The sequence below is a fragment of the Stenotrophomonas sp. 8(2023) genome, from assembly GCF_030345295.1.
Taxonomy (GTDB): Bacteria; Pseudomonadota; Gammaproteobacteria; order Xanthomonadales; family Xanthomonadaceae; genus Stenotrophomonas; species Stenotrophomonas muris.
The window spans coordinates 3,245,213-3,262,271 of record NZ_CP128404.1; the positions used below are offsets into that span (position 1 = coordinate 3,245,213).

At 68.5% G+C, this 17,059-nt stretch carries 22 protein-coding genes; 11 read left to right on the forward strand and 11 right to left on the reverse strand.

Features of this window, described 5'->3' with window-relative positions; translation table 11 throughout:
* Positions 1-17: 17 nt before the first annotated feature.
* On the forward strand, positions 18-608 hold the full coding sequence (locus QP609_RS15210) for an HAD family hydrolase (protein ID WP_032958670.1): 591 nt from the start codon (positions 18-20) through the stop codon (positions 606-608).
* Between the two features lie 25 nt (positions 609-633).
* The gene (gene rnfB / locus QP609_RS15215; RefSeq protein WP_197621755.1) at positions 634-1,047 is read left to right on the forward strand and encodes an Rnf electron transport complex subunit RnfB; all 414 of its coding nucleotides are present in this window, start codon (positions 634-636) and stop codon (positions 1,045-1,047) included.
* Positions 1,048-1,097: 50 nt separating this feature from the next.
* Here the strand turns inward: rnfB and QP609_RS15220 are convergent, their stop codons facing one another.
* Positions 1,098-1,445, reverse strand: coding sequence for a RidA family protein (locus QP609_RS15220; RefSeq protein ID WP_005418155.1), 348 nt, complete (start codon positions 1,443-1,445; stop codon positions 1,098-1,100).
* 192 nt (positions 1,446-1,637) lie between these two features.
* Between QP609_RS15220 and mprF the strand changes: the two genes are divergently transcribed.
* Positions 1,638-4,202, forward strand: coding sequence for a bifunctional lysylphosphatidylglycerol flippase/synthetase MprF (gene mprF / locus QP609_RS15225; RefSeq protein WP_014647963.1), 2,565 nt, complete (start codon positions 1,638-1,640; stop codon positions 4,200-4,202).
* A 124-nt stretch (positions 4,203-4,326) separates the two neighbouring features.
* Here mprF and QP609_RS15230 read toward each other — a convergent pair whose 3' ends face one another.
* The 4 genes from QP609_RS15230 to QP609_RS15245 all read right to left on the reverse strand — a co-directional run bounded on the left by QP609_RS15230 (position 4,327) and on the right by QP609_RS15245 (position 7,191).
* A complete protein-coding gene (locus QP609_RS15230) occupies positions 4,327-5,673 on the reverse strand; it encodes an AcvB/VirJ family lysyl-phosphatidylglycerol hydrolase (RefSeq protein WP_053494993.1) in 1,347 nt (448 codons plus the stop codon).
* Between the two features lie 78 nt (positions 5,674-5,751).
* Complete coding sequence (locus QP609_RS15235; protein ID WP_014647965.1) at positions 5,752-6,369, reverse strand: DUF998 domain-containing protein; 618 nt, start codon at positions 6,367-6,369, stop codon at positions 5,752-5,754.
* Positions 6,366-6,539 carry an oxidoreductase-like domain-containing protein gene (locus QP609_RS15240; RefSeq protein WP_289213805.1) on the reverse strand — a complete coding sequence of 58 codons (174 nt, stop codon included), beginning with the start codon at positions 6,537-6,539 and terminating at the stop codon, positions 6,366-6,368. Before QP609_RS15240 ends, QP609_RS15235 begins: the two co-directional genes overlap by 4 nt.
* Positions 6,540-6,588: 49 nt before the next feature.
* On the reverse strand, positions 6,589-7,191 hold the full coding sequence (locus QP609_RS15245) for a hypothetical protein (protein ID WP_014647966.1): 603 nt from the start codon (positions 7,189-7,191) through the stop codon (positions 6,589-6,591).
* A 229-nt stretch (positions 7,192-7,420) separates the two neighbouring features.
* On the opposite strand from QP609_RS15245, the gene QP609_RS15250 reads away from it, so the two are divergent.
* Positions 7,421-8,572, forward strand: a complete 1,152-nt coding sequence (locus QP609_RS15250) for a tetratricopeptide repeat protein (RefSeq protein WP_289213806.1) — start codon at positions 7,421-7,423, stop codon at positions 8,570-8,572.
* 7 nt (positions 8,573-8,579) lie between these two features.
* Here the strand turns inward: QP609_RS15250 and QP609_RS15255 are convergent, their stop codons facing one another.
* Complete coding sequence (locus QP609_RS15255; RefSeq protein WP_010482882.1) at positions 8,580-8,915, reverse strand: zinc ribbon domain-containing protein YjdM; 336 nt, start codon at positions 8,913-8,915, stop codon at positions 8,580-8,582.
* A 193-nt stretch (positions 8,916-9,108) separates the two neighbouring features.
* On the opposite strand from QP609_RS15255, the gene QP609_RS15260 reads away from it, so the two are divergent.
* The 3 genes from QP609_RS15260 (at position 9,109) to QP609_RS15270 (ending at position 11,187) form a co-directional block, all read left to right on the forward strand.
* On the forward strand, positions 9,109-10,470 hold the full coding sequence (locus tag QP609_RS15260) for an Hsp70 family protein (RefSeq protein WP_032958655.1): 1,362 nt from the start codon (positions 9,109-9,111) through the stop codon (positions 10,468-10,470).
* A 271-nt stretch (positions 10,471-10,741) separates the two neighbouring features.
* Positions 10,742-10,993: a YkgJ family cysteine cluster protein gene (locus QP609_RS15265; RefSeq protein ID WP_005410565.1), complete on the forward strand. Its 252-nt coding sequence runs from the start codon at positions 10,742-10,744 to the stop codon at positions 10,991-10,993.
* An 11-nt stretch (positions 10,994-11,004) separates the two neighbouring features.
* Positions 11,005-11,187: a hypothetical protein gene (locus QP609_RS15270; RefSeq protein ID WP_005410566.1), complete on the forward strand. Its 183-nt coding sequence runs from the start codon at positions 11,005-11,007 to the stop codon at positions 11,185-11,187.
* A 49-nt stretch (positions 11,188-11,236) separates the two neighbouring features.
* Here QP609_RS15270 and QP609_RS15275 read toward each other — a convergent pair whose 3' ends face one another.
* The 3 genes from QP609_RS15275 to QP609_RS15285 are packed head-to-tail and all read right to left on the reverse strand — an operon-like array spanning position 11,237 to position 13,238.
* Positions 11,237-12,118: a DUF4097 family beta strand repeat-containing protein gene (locus QP609_RS15275; RefSeq protein ID WP_289213807.1), complete on the reverse strand. Its 882-nt coding sequence runs from the start codon at positions 12,116-12,118 to the stop codon at positions 11,237-11,239.
* An 11-nt stretch (positions 12,119-12,129) separates the two neighbouring features.
* Entirely contained in the window at positions 12,130-12,663 is a 534-nt protein-coding gene (locus QP609_RS15280; RefSeq protein ID WP_197621865.1) for a hypothetical protein, read from the reverse strand.
* The gene (locus tag QP609_RS15285; RefSeq protein WP_032958649.1) at positions 12,660-13,238 is read right to left on the reverse strand and encodes a sigma-70 family RNA polymerase sigma factor; all 579 of its coding nucleotides are present in this window, start codon (positions 13,236-13,238) and stop codon (positions 12,660-12,662) included. Before QP609_RS15285 ends, QP609_RS15280 begins: the two co-directional genes overlap by 4 nt.
* Positions 13,239-13,364: 126 nt before the next feature.
* On the opposite strand from QP609_RS15285, the gene QP609_RS15290 reads away from it, so the two are divergent.
* Both QP609_RS15290 and QP609_RS15295 read left to right on the forward strand, forming a co-directional pair.
* On the forward strand, positions 13,365-13,544 hold the full coding sequence (locus tag QP609_RS15290) for a hypothetical protein (protein ID WP_014647972.1): 180 nt from the start codon (positions 13,365-13,367) through the stop codon (positions 13,542-13,544).
* Positions 13,545-13,579: 35 nt separating this feature from the next.
* Positions 13,580-14,173, forward strand: a complete 594-nt coding sequence (locus tag QP609_RS15295) for a mechanosensitive ion channel family protein (RefSeq protein ID WP_014647973.1) — start codon at positions 13,580-13,582, stop codon at positions 14,171-14,173.
* Positions 14,174-14,706: 533 nt separating this feature from the next.
* On the opposite strand, the gene QP609_RS15300 is transcribed toward QP609_RS15295, so the two are convergent.
* Positions 14,707-14,973, reverse strand: a complete 267-nt coding sequence (locus QP609_RS15300; RefSeq protein WP_014647974.1) for a DksA/TraR family C4-type zinc finger protein — start codon at positions 14,971-14,973, stop codon at positions 14,707-14,709.
* Positions 14,974-15,143: 170 nt separating this feature from the next.
* Positions 15,144-15,701: a DUF2058 domain-containing protein gene (locus QP609_RS15305; RefSeq protein WP_014647975.1), complete on the reverse strand. Its 558-nt coding sequence runs from the start codon at positions 15,699-15,701 to the stop codon at positions 15,144-15,146.
* A gap of 62 nt (positions 15,702-15,763) precedes the next feature.
* On the opposite strand from QP609_RS15305, the gene QP609_RS15310 reads away from it, so the two are divergent.
* Complete coding sequence (locus tag QP609_RS15310; RefSeq protein WP_014647976.1) at positions 15,764-16,264, forward strand: M48 family metallopeptidase; 501 nt, start codon at positions 15,764-15,766, stop codon at positions 16,262-16,264.
* A gap of 47 nt (positions 16,265-16,311) precedes the next feature.
* On the forward strand, positions 16,312-17,010 hold the full coding sequence (locus QP609_RS15315; protein ID WP_014647977.1) for an RNA pseudouridine synthase: 699 nt from the start codon (positions 16,312-16,314) through the stop codon (positions 17,008-17,010).
* The last annotated feature ends 49 nt before the right edge of the window (positions 17,011-17,059 follow it).

Consider the following 17,059-nt stretch of genomic DNA (forward strand, 5'->3'; position numbering starts at 1 on the left):
CGATGGGAAGCAATGGAATGGAACTGGCGCTGTTCGACTTCGACCACACCGTGACCACCTGCGATACCTATGGCCGTTTCCTGCGCCGCGTGGCCACCGCCGAACAGCTGGCGCAGGCGTGGTGGAAGGTCGGACCGTGGCTGGCCGCATACAAGCTGAAACTGATCTCGGCCGAACGCATCCGTGCACGCGTCACCCGCCTGACCTTCAGCAACCGCCACAGCGATGACATCGCCACGCTGGCCGCAGGCTTCTCGCGTGAGTTCCTGCCCGAGGTGGTGCGCCCGGAAATGCTGGAGCAGATCCGCTGGCACAGGGAACAGCAGCATACCGTGGTGATCGTGTCCGGCTCGCTGGACCTGTACCTGCGGCCATGGTGCGAGCAGCTGGGCCTGCAGCTGATCTGCAACCGGCTGGAAAGCCAGGACGGCCGCCTGACCGGTCGCTATGCCGGTGGCGACTGCGGCCCGCGCAAGGTCGAGCACATCCGTCGCCAGTTCGATCTGTCGCGCTACGTGCGCATCCATGCCTACGGTGACAGTTCCGAAGACAAGCCGATGCTGGCGCTGGCCCACGAGCGCTGGTTCCGTGGCAAACCCCTGAAGTAACCCCGACGCGCAGCCTTCGCCACGCATGAGCCTGATCCCGCCCCTGACCGAACGCCTCGACCGCCTGCTGCCGCAGACCCAATGCGGGCAGTGCGGCTACGACGGCTGCCGCCCGTATGCGCAGGCGATGGCGCGCGGCGAGGTGGGCGTGGACCGCTGCCCGCCGGGCGGCGATGCCGGCGCGCGCGCGCTGGCGCAGGTACTGGGCGTGCCTGCCATTCCGGTTGATCGTTCGCGTGGCGAACACAAGGTGCCGCAGGTGGCGCTGATCGTGGAAGCCGACTGCATCGGCTGCACCAAGTGCATCCAGGCCTGCCCGGTGGACGCCATCGTCGGCGGCGCCAAGTACATGCACACGGTCATTGCCGATCTGTGCACCGGTTGCGAACTGTGCATTCCGCCGTGCCCGGTGGACTGCATCGAGTTGCTGCCCCTGTAACAGGGGTCGGATCCCTTTCCGCGGGAAAGGGATCCGACCCCATCCCGCAGTTACGGCACGGCCGCCGTCACCACGATCTCGACCTTCCACTCGGCGTGGGCCAGCTTGGCTTCGAAGGTTGCGCGGGCCGGGGTCGCGCCCTCGACCACCCACTCGTCCCACGCCTTGTTCATGCCGTCGAAGTCGGCGATATCGGCCAGGAACACTTCCGCGCGCAGCACATGCTGGCGATCACTGGCGACCAGTGCCAGCAGCTTGTCGATCTCCGCCAGCACCTGCCGGGTCTGTCCGGTGATGTCCTGGCTGGTGTCTTCCGGAATCTGGCCGGAGAGGTAGGCGACCTTGTTGTACACGGTCATTTCGGACATGCGCGGTCCGACGTCGTAACGCTCCATCATGGGCGTGGCTCCTGCGGGTGATCAGGCCTGCATTGTCCTCCAATCCGGTCGACGGTGGGTGCACGGGCACCTTCCGCGACACGTCACTACCGGGCTCCGACGGTCCCACTGGTCAAATGACGATGACAGGCGCACGATGCGCCACGCCCGCGTTGACACCGCCCTCGCCCCTCCTGCCGCACCCTTGCGCCGATGACCGTCCCCGTCGATTCCACCACTGCCCCTTCCACGCCAGCCTGGAAGCGGGTTGCCACCATCGTCATCCCGCTGCTGATCCTCGCCCTGGCCCTGCACGGCCTGGCCAACGAGTTCGACGAGCACGGCTACCGGGCCATCCGCCAGGCGTTCCGCCAGCTCAGTGGCATGCAGATCGCGCTCACCGTGGTACTCGGCCTGGCCAGTTACGCCTGCCTGATCGGCTTCGATGCCATCGGCCTGCGTCGCAGCGGCATCCGCGTGCACCCTGCGCGAGTCGGCATCACCGCGTTCCTTGCGCACACGCTGGGCCAGACCGTGGGCTTTGCCGCGTTGACCGGCGGCGCGGTACGCCTGCGTGGCTACCGCAGCGCCGGCCTGGACCTGGCGCAGATCGGCCAGGTGGTGCTGATGAGCACGCTCGGCTTCGTGTTCGGGGCATGGCTGCTGATCAGCGTGGCACTGTGCATGGAACCTGCAGCGGCAGCGTTGGCATTGCCATTGAATCCCGATGCCGTGCGCATCGTCGGCATCGTCGCCCTGCTCGCGTATCTCGGCACCGTGCTGCTGGTCGGCCGCGATGGACGGCAGTTCAGCGTGTTCGGCCATGCGTTGTGGCTGCCCGACCGCCGCACCATGATCGGCGTCACCGTGCTGAGCGTGATCGAACTGGTGCTGGCCAGTGCCGCGTTCTACGTGCTGCTGCCGGACTCCACGCCGACCGGACTGCCCGGCTTCGTCGGCCTGTACCTGGTGGCCGTGCTGGCCGGCCTGGTCTCGACCGTGCCCGCCGGCCTTGGCGTGTTCGAGTGGAGCCTGCTGAAGCTGTTACCGCAGGTGGCACCGGCGGCGGTGCTGGCAGCGGCGCTGATCTACCGCGTCACCTACTACGTGCTGCCGCTGGTGCTGGCCACCCTGCTCGCCCTTGCGCCCGCCCTGCGCCAACCGCTGCAGGCCAGCGCCGGGGCAACCCGTGCGGGCTGGAACGCGCTGCGCCCGTGGCTGCCGCAGATCATCGCGCTGGCGGTGTTCAGCATCGGCGCCGCACTGGTCATCGACGGCACGCTGCCGACGCCACGCCGTCACCTGGTCAATGCCTCGCTGCCGATCCTGGAGACCTCGCACCTGATCGGCAGCCTCAGCGGCGTCGCACTGCTGCTGATCGGCCAGGGCCTGGCCCGGCGCAGCCACGCCGCGTGGGTGCTGGCGATGGCGGTGTGCGTGATCACCCCGCTGCCGCTGTGGCTGCGGGGTGGCCAACTGTTGATCGCCGTCTCGGCAGTGCTGGTGGCGATGGCACTGTGGGCCGCACGTCGCGAGTTCTACCGCCAGGGCGCGCTGCTGGACGAAGCCTGGTCATGGCCGTGGCTGCGCAACCTCGGCCTGGTGCTGGTCGCGGTCACCTGGCTGCTGTTCTTCACCTACAGCCATGTCGAGTACCAGAACGAGCTGTGGTGGCAGTTTGCGATATCCGGCAACGCACCACGCGCGCTGCGCGCGTTGCTGGTCGTGGCGATCGCGCTGGTGATGTTCGGCCTGGCGCGGCTGCTGCACAGCACGCGCAGCCCGCTGCCAGCCGCCGACGAGGCCACGCTGCAATCACTGGCGCCGGTACTGGCCGGTGCCACCGATACCCAGGCCTGCCTGGTACTGACCGCCGACAAGGCGGTGCTGCGCGACGAGGCGAAACAGGGCTTCGTGATGATGCAGCGCTACGGCGGTTCGCTGATCGCGATGGGCGATCCCGTCGGCCCGCCGGAGGTCGCCCGCGCATTGATCTGGCGCTTCCGCGAGGAAGCCGACCGGCTCGGCCTGCGCCCGGTGTTCTACCAGGTCGGCGAGTCCTACTGGCAGACCTACCTCGACCTGGGCCTGGGCCTGGTCAAGCTGGGCGAAGAAGCGATGGTGCCGCTGCACGATTTCGGCCTGGAAGGCCGCGAACGTGCGGACCTGCGCCAGGCCTGGAACCGCGGCAAGCGCGGCGGCCTGTCCTTCCGTGTGGCACCGGTGGAGGAAATTCCCAGCCTGCTGCCGCGCCTGCACGCGATCTCCAACGCGTGGCTGGAAGACAAGGCCGGCGACGAAAAGGGCTTTTCGCTGGGCAGCTACGACCCGGATTACCTGGTGCGGTTCCCGGTGGCACTGGTGGAGGCCGAAGGCCAGATCGTGGCGTTCGCCAACCTGTGGCAGGCGCCGGCCGGTGCCGAGCTGTCGGTGGACCTGATGCGCCACGTCAACGAGGCGCCGAAGGGGACGATGGACTTCCTCTTCATCGAACTGTTCCTGTGGGGCCGCGCGCAGGGCTATGCACGCTTCTCGCTGGGCATGGCGCCACTGTCCGGGCTGGCACAGCATCGCCTGGCCGGCCGCTGGAACCGCCTGGCCGGCCTGCTGGCGCGGCATGGCGAACGCTTCTACGGCTTCAGTGGCCTGCGCCGCTTCAAGTCGAAGTTCGACCCGCAGTGGCGGCCACGCTATCTCGCTGCGCCCGGTGGCATGCACCTGCCGGCCGCACTGCTGGATGCCACGCGCCTGATCTCGCTGGACCCGCGGCGCAACTGACGCCCCGCACCACCAGGCATACCCGGCGCCAGCTGCCGCCCGGTAGGTGTCGACCTTGGTCGACACGCTCATCCCCAAGGCGCCCTCAGCCCCAGCGCCGACCAAGGTCGGCGTCTACCAAGCGCTACATACCGCCCTTGAGGATCACTTCGGCCAAGCGGTCGTAATCACCATTGAAGTGGTGGTCACCCGGCAGCTTCACCTTCTTCACACCGTCATTGGCCGGCAGGTCCGGGCACAGTGCGTCCTCATCCTTGTCGCCGTACACGCACAGCGTTTTCTCCGCCGGCAGTCTGGCCACTTCCGGCGCGATCGGCAGGCCGTCGCCGCCGCCGCCCAGCCAGTTGCTGACGTGGAACTCGAAGTCGGCCTTCTTGCCTACCGACAGCAGCACGATGCGGTCCAGCGCTGCACGGGTATCGGCATCGAGCTGGTTGATGGTCGCCGGCAGCACGTCGGCCCCCTGCGAGAAACCGATCAGCATCACCTTGTCGCGGTGCCACTGCTGGCGGTAGTGATCGATGATCTTCTGCAGGTCAGCAGCGAAGCCCTTCGGCGTGCGCTCGCTCCAGAAGTAGCGCAGCGAGTCGATGCCGACCACGGCCACGCCGTGCTCGTTGAGCGACGACGCCACGTCCTTGTCCAGGCCGGCCCAGCCACCATCACCGGAGACGAACACGGCCAGCGTGTCGCCGTTGCCGGTCGACGGTACTTCCACCACCGGCAGGCCCTTCAGCGCGGCCGGCGGCGGTGCCAGGCTGACGCCTGCCTGCGCACCCATCACCCGCGCTGCAGCCACCAGGCCCGGTGAGGCATCACCACGCGCCGTGCGCTTGAACTCGCGCGCCATCGCCACCTGCTGCACGAAACCGCTGGCCTCGCCCGCCTTGCAGCCGTGATCACCGGCTGCACTCAACCACGGGAAGTTCAGTTCGGCGGGTTGCAGCGTGTTGCGCTTCACGCCATCGCCGCAGACCATGCGCTCGTGGTTGTGGTCCGGGCAGAAACCAGTGGTGAGCAGGCCGGCGAACACCTGCGTATCGGCCTGCGCAGCCAGCGCATAGGCCATTTCAGCGCCTTCGCCATCGCCGCCGACCAGCGGCAGGTGGTACCCGGGCAGATGCAGCGAGGCCTGCAGCCAGCGCGAGAAATTCTCGACATCGCCGGAACCGAACGAACAGGTCGGGTTGCCTTCGCGCTTGAGCACGCCGCGCAGGTGCGCGATGTCCACGGCGGCGACCATCGCACCGTCGGCACGCAGGGCCTCGATCGGCAGACGGCTGGTATCGCCACCGGGAGTCGGTTCGTGGAACCAGATCACCACCCGCTGCGGGGTACCGGCCGGCATATGCACCGGAATCTGTTCGAACCGCCCGTGGCTGAACTGCTGCACGGTCGCTGCCGCGGTTGCCGGCAGTGCGGCCAGCGCCAGCACCACGCCCATTACCCTGCCCAGCCCTGCACGCTTCATATCGCAGCCCCGATGGAATGCGCACACGATACGCTGCCTCCACGTGCACGGCACGTACCGGTGCAGGCCGTTGGGGTTTCAGCAGGCTGCGGCGCGACGACTGCGCCGATACAGCGCCAGCGCCAGATACAGCAGCCAGCCCACGATCACCACGATCACCACTTTCTGCCCCAGCCCGCGCGGCGGCCCGCCACGCCACAGCACGTGCAGCCACAGCAGCACGAAGGCCAGCCAGGCCCAGCCCCAGAGCAGGCCGGCGGCGGATTGCCAGCCCGGTTCGCGGCGCAGGTACCAGGCCTGCAGCAGCATGCCGACGCTGGCACACAGGAACGCAGTGTTGGCCGCCAACCCGTGGATGAACGGTGCCAGCAGCGGGGTTGCTTCGGGCAGCCAGCTGTCACCGATGGCGACCGTGGCCAGGCCCAGCGCCGAGACCGTGAACAGCAGCGGCGCCGCCGCGCTGCGCCGCGGGCCGATGCTGCCGCGATAAAGGGCGATGCCGAGCAGGGTGATCGCCAGTGCCAGCAGGCAGTACGCCGCACGCAACGCCAGCCCCCACGGCCCGTGCAGGTAGAGGCTGAGCGTGGCCCGCACCCAGTCCAGGTCGGTGCGTGCGAACTGGGTCCACAGCGCGGTAACCAGGAACAGAACCAGGGCGGCCAGCGCCAGCAGCGCCGCCGGACGCGCGCGGCTCATGCGGAGGCTTCCGGGTGCCGCGCCTGCCATTCGGCCAACGCCTTGCGATAGCGCTGCAGCTCGTCGGCATACAGGTCCAGCACGCACAGCGGGCAACCGCTGCCACAGCATTCGTTGGGACCGGGCTCTTCCGGCGGCAGCGGACGGGGATCGGGATCAGGGAGGGACACGGTTGGAAGCGGCAATCGGTGGAAACGGGCCCCAGTGTAGCGGGCTGGCTCAGCGACCCAGCTGCCGCCGCAGGTTGTCGCGCGCGGCCGCGTCGAGGCGCTGGTGGAAGAACTCGCTGAGGAAGATGCGCGGTGCGCGCAGCAGGCCCTGCAGGAAACGGCGGCGGCCAGCGCGATACAGGAAGCCCGGCACCACGCCCTTGTACTCTTCGGCCACGCCCCGGTCATAGGCGGTGAACACCGGTTCCGGCGCGGCCAGGATCGCCATGTCGCAGTCCAGGAACAGCGCGGCCTCGGCATCGACATCGTCCGGGCCGAGCGCGCCATGGCGGGCGGTCAGCAGGATCAGCTGCTCGACCCGGGCGGCATCGACAGCGGCGAGTTCCGGCGCCTGCGTGATCGCCTGCAGGGCCATCTGCGCCGAACGTGCTTCGTTGTCCTTTCGCCCCGCCACGTAGATCGCATCGTGGTAGAGCACGGCCAGGTAGACCTCGGCCGGCTGCTGCCAGCCGGGGCCGTCGGCAACCTCCTGGCAGTGCTGCAGCACCGCGCGCACGTGGCCGAAGTGATGGTAGGCGCGTGGTGGCGTTGCATAGCTGTCCTGCAGCGCCTGCCACTGCGCCGGAGCGAGCGTCAGCGGGGAAAAGTCCATGCCCGGATCATCCCGCCTGCGCGGTTGACGGGCAAGCTGTCGCTTTTTTCACCACGTCCTCACAACGCCCTTCGCACTAGGCCGCAACGCGGTTGTCCACAGCTTTCCCGAGCGCTGGTCCACACCGGTTGTGGATGAACGTGCGGACCGACCAACGGTCGCTGCAGCGGTGCGCGCACAGGTCTACACTCGCCTCAGGCGGGAGCGCCCGCCGCTGCCGGGAGCCGTCATGTACCGTCCTGCCGCCCGATTCGTTCTGCTCGCACTGGCCGCATTGGCAGCGCCGTCCGCGATCGCACAGGATCATCCGGGAACGGCCGCGCCGCTGGCCGTTGCCAGCACCACCACTCCGGCGATGCCGACGCCGCAGCAGGTGTTCGCGATTCCACCGGCGATGCGCGACATGCTGCGCACGCAGGTGATCAATCACGGTTACTCCCGCGAGCAGCGCCTGCAGGCGCTGGTGGAGATGATCTTCGACCGCCACGGCCTGGACCTGCAGTACGACGCCGATGCGACCTTCACCGTCAGCGAGATCTGGCAGCAGCGGCGCGCCAACTGCCTGGCCTTTACCCTGATGTTCGTCGCGCTGGCACGCGAAGCCGGCATCCAGGCACGCGTGCAGGAAGTCGGCCAGGTCGTGTCGTGGTACCAGGACCAGGCCCAGGGCCTGGTCTACAGCGTCGGCCACGTCAATGTCGGGGTCGGCTTCGCCGGCCGCTTCGCCACCGTCGATCTGGATCGCAACGTGCTGTACGACCGCCGCGGGCCGCTGCCGATCAGCCAGGCACGGGCATTGGCACACTTCTACAACAACCGCGGCGCCGAACGCATGGCCAGCGGCGATCTGGTGGGTGCACGCACCTTCTTCAATGCCGCGCTGGCACAGGACAACAGCTTCGCCGCCACCTGGAACAACCTGGGCGTGCTGGAAAACCGTACGGGCGATACCGCCGCCGCGCGCCGGGCATTGGAAACGGCGCTGCGACTGGACGGCCGCCAGGACGCTGCACTGACCAACGCCAGCGCGCTGTACCGGAAGCTGGGCATGGTCATGCAGGCGCAGGCGCTGGAGCAGCGCCTGCAGTCGGTGCAGCGCGAGGATCCGTTCGCGCAGTACATGCTCGGCGCCGAGGCCGAACGCGCCGGCCGACTGGATCAGGCGATCCGCTATTACCGGCAGGCCGTGCGCCTGTACGACACCGCACACCAGTTCCACTTCGGGCTGGCGCGGGCCTATTTCCTGGCCGGCCAGCTCAGGCGCGCCGATCGTGAACTGCTGCGCGCGCAGGCGCTGGGCGGTGCCCCGCAGCAGGCGCGCTACCAGGCCAAGCTGGACAGCCTGGCCCGCTGGCGCGCACAGCAGCAGGCCAGGCGCTGAAGGCCGGTCAGGCCTTCTTGAGGAAGCAGGTCTTCAGGACCAGGCCCTTGATCTTGTCCGAGTTGCCTTCGATGTGCTCGGCATCGTCCTCGACCAGGCGGATGTTGCGGATCACGGTGCCCTGCTTGAGCGGGATCGAGGAACCCTTCACCTTCAGGTCCTTGATCACGGTGACGGTGTCACCGGCCTGCAGGGTATTGCCGTTGCTGTCACGCACGACCAGGGTCGAACCGGCACTTTCCTCGGCGGTCCATTCGAAGCCGCAGTCGGCGCAGATCCACAGCGCGCCATCGGCATAGGTGTTTTCCAGGGTGCACTGCGGGCAGGCGGGGGCAGAAGACATCAGCAAGTACCTCAAAGTGAATCAACAGCCGCCATTGTAACCGCCCGGCTCGCCTGCCCTTTTCCGGGCGGCGCCCGGCTCCCGGCTTGACCCGATCCGGCCTCCCGATACGGAATGGGAGGCCGCAGGAACTTGCAGTCGGCGGCGAACTGCAGCAGAGTGCGCGGCCCCTGATCGCCCCCCGGAACTCCCCATGCGCCTCGGCATCGACTTCGGTACCAGCAACTCCGCCGCCGCCATCGTGCATGAGGGAACACTGCTGCCGATCCGCTTCGGCGACGCCGAGCAGTTCCGCACCAGTGTGTACTTCCCCGGCGTGGTGCCCGACCCGGACGACTTCCAGCTCGACGACGGCCAGGAACACCAGCTGCAGCAGATGATCGACAGCGCCGCGCGCGCGGCGCGCGCCGCCGGCCAGGAACGCACGCCGCAGGCGCTGCGCCGCGAAGCCCTGCGCGCGCTGCGCCGGGAATGGATGGAAGCCCGCGCCGGCAAGGAACGCAGCGCCAACGACCTGCTGCAGAACGCGGTCTACGGCGACGAAGCGCTGGAAGCCTATTTCGAGGAACACGAAGGCAACCTGGTGCAGAGCCCGAAGTCGATGCTCGGCTACAACCTGCACCCGCGCGCGAAGCAGACCATCACCGGCATCGCCGCGCACATCCTCGAACACATCCGCCTGACCGCCAGTGCCCAGCTCGGCCGGCCGCTGCGCGCCGCCCTGCTCGGGCGCCCGGTGCAGTTCCGCAGTTCGATCGGCGCAGCCGGCAACGACCAGGCGCTGGACATCCTGCGTGAAGCGGCCACCCAGGCCGGCTTCGACCAGGTTGATTTCCTCGAGGAGCCAGCCGCGGCGGCCATGCATTACCACGCCGAAAGCCGCGAGCGGCACCAGGCGGTGATCGTCGATATCGGCGGCGGCACCACCGACATCGCCCATGCCGAAGTCGGCGGCGACGACGCCCCGCGCATCCACCGCGCCTGGGGTATCGCCCGCGGCGGTACCGACATCGATCTGGCGCTGAGCCTGTCCAGCTACATGCCGCTGTTCGGCCGCGGCATCACCCGCGTGCCGGCCCACCACTACGTGGAAGCGGCCACCGTGCAGGACATGACCCGCCAGCGCGAATTCCGCCTGCACAAGTACGACCATGTCGACGCGCCCTGGGGCGAGCGCCTGCAGGCCCTGCAGGACACCGGCAACACCGCCCGCCTGTACCGTGACGTCGAACGCGCCAAGATCGCCCTCAGCGCTGCCAGCGAGCACCGCAGCACGCTGGACTACATCGCCCGCGACCTGCATGCCGACAGCAGCGCCGACGGCCTGGCCGCCGCCGCCCATGGCTACCTGGAGCAGATCCGCGAGCTGCTGGCCCAGGTCCGCAGCGACATCGGCGGCGACCCGGATGCCGTGTTCCTGACCGGTGGCATGTCCCGCGCCGGCTACCTGCGCCAGGCGGTGGCGGCCGCCTTCCCGGGCGCCCGCATGGTCCACGGCGAGCCCTCGCTGGGCGTGGTCCAGGGCCTTGCGCTGGCGGCAGCCAGCCAGGATTAACAAAACGTTACGCGGTCTAAGTTACTCTTGGTCGGCTAGAACCCTGCTGCCCCTTCCACCGGCCATGCCGGTGTGTGTCCACGGTGCAGCCTGGTCCGCCCAGCGGGCCTAGCGGCCATGCCTTCCTGGCTCGTTCATGGTCCGCGCAGCACCTGAGCCGCCATTGAGACCCGCTTTGGGCACCCGCCAGGCCCCTGAGGCCTTACAACCTGACGCAGCACCTGCACCCATCGACTGCCGCCGTTGTGACGCGGTCTGTTGCCGGTTGCCCGTGCTGCTGCAGCCCGGCGACCACGTGCCCGGCCAGTTCCTGTCACGCGACACCCACGGCCGTGCCGTGATGGCGCGCAACGAGGAAGGCTGGTGCGCGGCGATCGATCCCTATCACCTGCGCTGCACGATCTATTCGCAGCGCCCGGCGATCTGCCGCCAGTTCTCGATGGGCGGCGATGACTGCCGCCGCGAGCGGCAGGACTACCTGCGCCAGGCCGATGCCTGGGCGCTTTCCTCCCCTTCCACCTGACAGGAGCAACCATGCCCCGCAAGGCAAAGACCCCCGCGAAGGCCAGCAACAGCATCCGCAGCGAACGCAAGGGCGCGGCCGCCAGCACCGTGGTCAGCAGCGATTCGATCGCTTCGGACCTGGCAGCGTTCCGCAAGGCCGGTGGCAAGATCGAAGTCCTCGGCACTACCTGGGCGCTGAAGAAAGCCAGCTGACCCAGCTCCGACCGCGGCGGCGCTGCCGCCGCGGCCTGCCGGACGGCGCTCAGCGATCCAGGCGTACCCGCACACTGCCCGAATGCGACTGGATGCGGATGTCACCGTCGCCATTGCCGAGCCGAGTATCGAGATGGCTGCCGGGGCCGTAGCGCGGCCGTTCCACCTGGCCGGCGTCGCTGTTGATCGACCCGCTGAAGCTGTTCACCGACAGTTGCGCCGAAACCGTGCGTGGCAGGCGCAGGTTGACCGACGCGCTCACCGATTCGACATTGATACGGCCCCCCGGCGCCAGCCCGGCCGCCGACAGGTCGATGCTGCCCGACACGGTTTCCACCGCCAGCCGCTGCACCCGCCCGGCATCGACCTCGACCCGGCCGGATACCGTCTGTGCACCGATGTCACCGGACACGCCGCCGCCGGCTTCGATGCGGCCACTGACCGTGTTCACGTCCAGCTTCGGCGTCTGCAGGCGCGCGATGACACCGCCGCTGACCGTATTGAGCTTGCTGTCGCCGCTGCGACCGGAGGCGCTCAGGCTGCCGCTGACCGTGTCGGCCTGCAGGCGGCGCACATCGATGCCGCTGATGTCCTGGCTGGCACTGACCGTACTCAGCAGCAGTTCCACCGAGCGCGGCACGTTCAGCACCAGCGTCGCGCCGCCGTTGTTGTTGCGAGGCGGATACTCGATCTCCCAGCGCACGCGGTTGGCACTCTTCTCCTGGCGCAGCTGCAGGCCATCGCTTAGCGTACCGGTGAGCTGCACGTCGTTGCGGTCCCAGCCACGCACGCTCACTTTGCCGGCCACGTTGCTCAGTTCGATGCGGCCGCCGGCGGCCAGGTTGTGGCGCTCGTCGATCCGGGTGTCAGCCAGGGCCACCGCGGGCAGCAGCAACAGCGCGGCGCAGCAGGTCATCAGGGTTCGTGTCATCGGGGGTCTCCTCAGGTCGTCAGGCCGGACTCGGCGGCATAGGCCGCCTGCCGGGTCAATTCCAGCCGCAGCGCATAGGTGCGCTTGAGCTGGCCAAGCAGATGCGGCGCGCGTGGATCCTGCGCCAGCGCGGCCCGGATCTGTGCCGCGCTTTCATCGAGTTCGTGCAGCGCCGGCTGCCATTCCGGCGCCCGGCCTGCGGGCAACGAGGCCACTGCCTGCTGGTACTGCTCGGTCATCGCCGCGGCCTGCAGTTGCAGGGTAGACGGCACCGGCGCGTCCGGCTGCGCGTGGCGCCACGGCGCCACCGCGTAGAGCGCCAGGCTTGCGGCCAGTGCGGCCCCCACCGGCAACCACCAGCGCCGGCGCGAACGCCCCGGCAGCACCGCCACGTTGCCGGTCGGCGCAGGCGCCGCCTGTGGTTCATGCGGCGGCAGCTGCGCCGACAACCGCGCCCAGCCATCGGCTGGCAGGCCGCGTTCGGAAGGCAGCGCGCGCAGTCGGGCCACCAGATCGTGGTCGGAATCGTGTTCGTGTGTACTCATGTCATGTCTCCCAGCCGTGCGCGCAACAGGCCGCGCGCACGATGCAACTGTGCCTTGGAGCTGCCGACGGCCATCTGCAGCTGCGCGGCGATCTCCTGGTGTTTCCAGCCCTCGATGTCATGCAGCACCAGTACCGCGCGCGCCCTCGGCGGCAGCGTCGCAAGCGCGCGCTCCAGGTCGCGCTCGGTACCGGCGCAGCGGTCGTGTACGGCCAGTTCCTGCAGTCCTCCGTCCACATCATCAAGACTGTCGTGGTCCTGCCCGGCGGCGCGCCCACGCAGTTCCATCAGCGCAGCGTTGACGCCCAGGCGATGCAGCCAGGTCGACAGGCTGCTCTCGAAACGGAACCCCGGCAGCGCCTTCCACGCCTGCAGGAAGGCTTCCTGCAAGGCGTCTTCGGCACGCGCCTGCTGGCCCCCGCACAGCCGCCACAGCACGGCGAACACGCGCGGTGCATGCCGCCGGTACAGCAGTTCATAGGCCGAGGTATCGCCGGCGGCGGCCGCCCGCACCAGGGCGGGTTCATCGACGGCGTCGTGGGCGGCAGGCGGCGCGGGCATGGTGGTGTCGAGCATATCGCTTGGATGCGGCGGCCCGGGAAAAGGTTTAGAGCCGGACGACGATCACTGCCGTGCAACCTTTTCGACACCTGCTGCATCCATGGAAGGTCCTTCGCGAAATTGCCGTCCAGGAGTCCTGCCATGTCCAGCCCAACCTGCGCCGCCCTGCTGGTGATCGCCGCCTGCGTCGTGCTGCAGGCACTGGGCCTGTCGCTGCAGCTGCACCCCGGTAACGGCCGTGCCTGCCTGCAACAGCACCGCCAGGCGCTGGTGTGCCTGGCCTGGGCCCCGGCGGTCGAATCCCCGGCACGCGCCGGGTAACATCGAAGGTCGTTATTGCCACCTGTTGTCGCCCCATGATGTTGTCGCTGAAGGATCACCTGCCGCCCTGGACCCACCCGTGGTTGAACTACGCCGGCGTCGCCCTGCAGATCGTAGGGGTGCTTCTGGTCGCGTGGCTCCTGCGCGTGCTCGCCCGGCGCCTGATCCGCCGCTTCGCCGAGCACTACACGTTGCCGCCCGAGATGGTGATGGGCGCGCGCCGGATCACCAGTTTCGTGGTCTATTTCAGTGCCCTGCTGTACATCCTCAGCCTGCTCGGCGCGAAGCCCTCGGTGCTGTGGACCGCGTTCACCGGCTTCGCGGCCGTGGGCGCGGTGGCCTTCTTCGCGGCCTGGAGCGTGCTGTCCAACATCTTCTGCACGCTGCTGATCTTCACCACCCGCCCGTTCCGCCTGCACGACTACATCGAGGTGCTGGAGAACGGCGAGAAGCCGGGCCTGAAGGGCCGGGTGATCGACGTGAACCTGATCTACACCACGCTGCAGGAGACCGGCGAGGGCCACGAGGGCACGGTGCTGCAGCTGCCGAACAACCTGTTCTTCCAGCGCACGGTACGGCGCTGGCGTGACCCGGCGCAGGCCCCCGGCGGCATCCAGGGCGACGGTTGAGGGTGGAGTTTTCGGCAGGGCTGCGCCCTGCACCTGCAGAGGCCGAAGCCGAAGCAAGATCAAGAGCGGCATTCCGTGGGATGGCGGGGCGGTGTGGGTGGTCAGGACACGCCGTAAACCCCCCTCCGGGGTCCGGCCCAGCCGCTGGCGGCTGTGCGTTCGGGCGCTTGCGAAGCAGTGCTTCGCAAGCAAAGCGCCCTCACCCCTGGGGGCTCGATGGCGCCATCCATGGCGCCAACGGTCCTGCCCACCCACACCGCCCCACCTCTGACAGATTCCGCGCGCTGTTGGTGGGTGCCGACCGTTGGTCGGCACATCTGTCAGATATCGATAGTCAAAATTGGATCCGACCCCGTGCCGACCAACGGTCGGCACCCACCATCAGCAGCAGGTTCCAACAGATCGCGGAAATCTGTCGAAGGCGGGGTGGGTCCGGTTGAGGGGGGCCAGATCAGTGAGCGCCATGGATGGCGCCTTTGATGTTGACGTTGCTTCTGCAGGTGCAGGGCGCAGCCCTGCAATAAAACACCCCTTTACCTCAGCTGGCTGTCCTTGCTGCCACGCCGGTTGTACCCGGCATGCGCCTGGTCTTCGTCGTCCCGCGCCTGCTGGCACGCAACGCACAACCGCACACCAGGCACAGCCTGGCGCCGCGCCAACGGGATCGGCGCGTCGCATTCCTCACAGTGTTCCAGACCGGGTCCCTCGCGCAGCTGGCGCCGCGCGCGGGCGATTGCGTCGTCGACGGTGGCGTCGATCTGGTCCTGGACCGCGCCGTCTCCTGCCCAACCGGTGGCCATGGCTATCCTCCGCAGGTGTGTCGCCCGATATGGGGACGATACACCCCGGCAAAAAGGAAGGCCTTCATGTAGAGCCGAGCCATGCTCGGCTGCTCTTCAGGATGCCAAACAGAACGCCGACGGATCCGATCAGGCCGATTGCGGCTTAATCCCCTCCGTCCCCTTTTTGCTTACCAGACCAGGTCGTCGGGCACCTGGAACTGCGCGTAATAGGCGTCGTCTTCTGCGTTGCCGGTGGAGATCTCGGCGGTCGAGCCCGGCTGGCCGTGGTCGACGATGATTGCTTCGGGTGCGCGTTCACGCACCTTTTCGGCGGCGGCGCGGGGCAGCAACGCATAGCCCTCGCCGTGGGCAACGATGACCAGCACGCCTACCGACAGCGCCTTGCGCAGCTTGGGGTCGATCAGCAGGGTACGGATCGCCGCGCCATCGCTGAAGCGGTACTCGTCGTCGCCCTTATGGGGTACGGCATGGGCCGTGATGATCTGCCTGGCCTGGGCCTTCTGTTCAGCCTGCCTGGCCTGGGCATTGCGTTCGGCGGCCAGTGCGCGGTCGCGCTCGACCTTCTCGGCGCGGGCACGTTCAGCCTCGCGCTGGACCTCGGCCGAGGTCGATTCGGCCTTGCCCTGGCGGGCCTTGGCCTGCTCGCGTGCGGCGGCGCTGGCCTGCGACTTCTTGGCCAGGCCGGCCTTGAGCAATTGTTCCTGCAGCGCGTTGGGCTTTGCCATGGTCGGTGCGTACCGCGTGTAATCTTGGATGCCCCATTCTACCGACGCCCCGCCGGCCCTGCATGGCAGTCCTGAAGTACCTCACCGGTTATCCCGAACCCCTGGTTGCCCAGGTCAGCGAGCTGCTGGCGCAGGGCAGGCTCGGCCCCTGGCTGCAGCAGCGCTACCCCGACCCGCACGAGGTGCGCAGCGACCGCCAGCTGTACGACTACACCCAGGAGCTGAAGGACCGTTACCTGCGCAAGTCGGTGCCGCTCAACAAGGTCTGCTACGACAATACGCTGGAAGTGATCAAGCACGCGCTGGGCACCCACACCGCCATCTCCCGCGTGCACGGCGGCCGCCTCAAGGCCAGCCGCGAGATCCGCATCGCGACCGTGTTCCGCCAGGCACCCGCGGCGTTCCTGCGCATGATCGTGGTGCATGAGCTGGCCCACCTGAAGGAAGCCGACCACAACAAGGCCTTCTACCAGCTGTGCCAGCACATGGAGCCGGACTACCTGCAGCTGGAGTTCGATACCCGCCTGTACCTGACCGAGCTGGCCAACCGCGGCCAGCGCTGACCGGCCGCAGCAGCTACACTGCGCGCCCCCTGCCCGACCTGCCTGCCATGGAACCGATCCGTCTCGACAAACGCCTGTCCGCCCTGCTCGGCATCCCGCGCGGCGAAGCGCGGCGCTACATCGAAGGCGGCTGGGTCACGGTCAACGGCGACGTGGTGGAACAGCCGCAGCGCCCGGTCGATGGCAGCGCGGTGATCGTGGTGGCCGAACAGGCCAGCGATGAAAAGGCCGAGCGGGTCAGCATGCTGCTGCACAAGCCGGCCGGTGTCGCCGCCGAAACCCTGTGTGCCCTGGTCAGCAGTGACAGCCGCAGCGAACTTGATGCCAGCGACATCCGTCCGTTGCAGCGTCACTTCCACGGCCTGCAGCTGGCCGCCTCGCTGCCGGCCAGCGACAGCGGGCTGGTGGTGGTCAGCCAGGATCCGGCCACGCTGGCCCACCTGCAGCGCAACCTGGGCCGTACCGAGCAGGAATACCTGATCGAAGTGGCCGAAGGCGGTCCCGAGCGCGGGCCGTGGCTGATGGCGCGGCTGCAGCAGGAATCGGGCGGCGCCAAGGTCAGCTGGCAGAGCGAGCAGCGCCTGCGCTTCGCCGGCAAGGGCCTGACGGCCAAGGGGCTGCGTGTGGCGGTCAGCGCCGCCGGCCTGGAGGTCACGGCCGTGCGCCGCCTGCGTATCGGACGCGTGGCGCTGGGGCCGCTGCCGCCGGGGCAGTGGCGCTACCTGGGCAGCGACGAGCGGTTCTGAGGTGTGCGGGTCAGGGCCCTTTCCCGTGGAGAGGGATCCGGGGGTCGGA

What these genes read in the sequence shown, in the direction of transcription:
- mprF (WP_014647963.1), top strand. Translation starts at nt 1,638, where the DNA reads ATGACCGTCCCCGTCGATTCCACCACTGCCCCTTCCACGCCAGCCTGG.
- QP609_RS15300 (WP_014647974.1), bottom strand. Translation starts at nt 14,973, where the DNA reads ATGGCCACCGGTTGGGCAGGAGACGGCGCGGTCCAGGACCAGATCGAC.
- QP609_RS15270 (WP_005410566.1), top strand. Translation starts at nt 11,005, where the DNA reads ATGCCCCGCAAGGCAAAGACCCCCGCGAAGGCCAGCAACAGCATCCGC.
- QP609_RS15305 (WP_014647975.1), bottom strand. Translation starts at nt 15,701, where the DNA reads ATGGCAAAGCCCAACGCGCTGCAGGAACAATTGCTCAAGGCCGGCCTG.
- QP609_RS15310 (WP_014647976.1), top strand. Translation starts at nt 15,764, where the DNA reads ATGGCAGTCCTGAAGTACCTCACCGGTTATCCCGAACCCCTGGTTGCC.
- QP609_RS15260 (WP_032958655.1), top strand. Translation starts at nt 9,109, where the DNA reads ATGCGCCTCGGCATCGACTTCGGTACCAGCAACTCCGCCGCCGCCATC.
- QP609_RS15275 (WP_289213807.1), bottom strand. Translation starts at nt 12,118, where the DNA reads ATGACACGAACCCTGATGACCTGCTGCGCCGCGCTGTTGCTGCTGCCC.
- QP609_RS15285 (WP_032958649.1), bottom strand. Translation starts at nt 13,238, where the DNA reads ATGCTCGACACCACCATGCCCGCGCCGCCTGCCGCCCACGACGCCGTC.
- QP609_RS15255 (WP_010482882.1), bottom strand. Translation starts at nt 8,915, where the DNA reads ATGTCTTCTGCCCCCGCCTGCCCGCAGTGCACCCTGGAAAACACCTAT.
- QP609_RS15280 (WP_197621865.1), bottom strand. Translation starts at nt 12,663, where the DNA reads ATGAGTACACACGAACACGATTCCGACCACGATCTGGTGGCCCGACTG.
- rnfB (WP_197621755.1), top strand. Translation starts at nt 634, where the DNA reads ATGAGCCTGATCCCGCCCCTGACCGAACGCCTCGACCGCCTGCTGCCG.
- QP609_RS15290 (WP_014647972.1), top strand. Translation starts at nt 13,365, where the DNA reads ATGTCCAGCCCAACCTGCGCCGCCCTGCTGGTGATCGCCGCCTGCGTC.
- QP609_RS15210 (WP_032958670.1), top strand. Translation starts at nt 18, where the DNA reads ATGGAACTGGCGCTGTTCGACTTCGACCACACCGTGACCACCTGCGAT.
- QP609_RS15315 (WP_014647977.1), top strand. Translation starts at nt 16,312, where the DNA reads ATGGAACCGATCCGTCTCGACAAACGCCTGTCCGCCCTGCTCGGCATC.
- QP609_RS15230 (WP_053494993.1), bottom strand. Translation starts at nt 5,673, where the DNA reads ATGAAGCGTGCAGGGCTGGGCAGGGTAATGGGCGTGGTGCTGGCGCTG.
- QP609_RS15295 (WP_014647973.1), top strand. Translation starts at nt 13,580, where the DNA reads ATGATGTTGTCGCTGAAGGATCACCTGCCGCCCTGGACCCACCCGTGG.
- QP609_RS15250 (WP_289213806.1), top strand. Translation starts at nt 7,421, where the DNA reads ATGTACCGTCCTGCCGCCCGATTCGTTCTGCTCGCACTGGCCGCATTG.
- QP609_RS15220 (WP_005418155.1), bottom strand. Translation starts at nt 1,445, where the DNA reads ATGATGGAGCGTTACGACGTCGGACCGCGCATGTCCGAAATGACCGTG.
- QP609_RS15245 (WP_014647966.1), bottom strand. Translation starts at nt 7,191, where the DNA reads ATGGACTTTTCCCCGCTGACGCTCGCTCCGGCGCAGTGGCAGGCGCTG.
- QP609_RS15235 (WP_014647965.1), bottom strand. Translation starts at nt 6,369, where the DNA reads ATGAGCCGCGCGCGTCCGGCGGCGCTGCTGGCGCTGGCCGCCCTGGTT.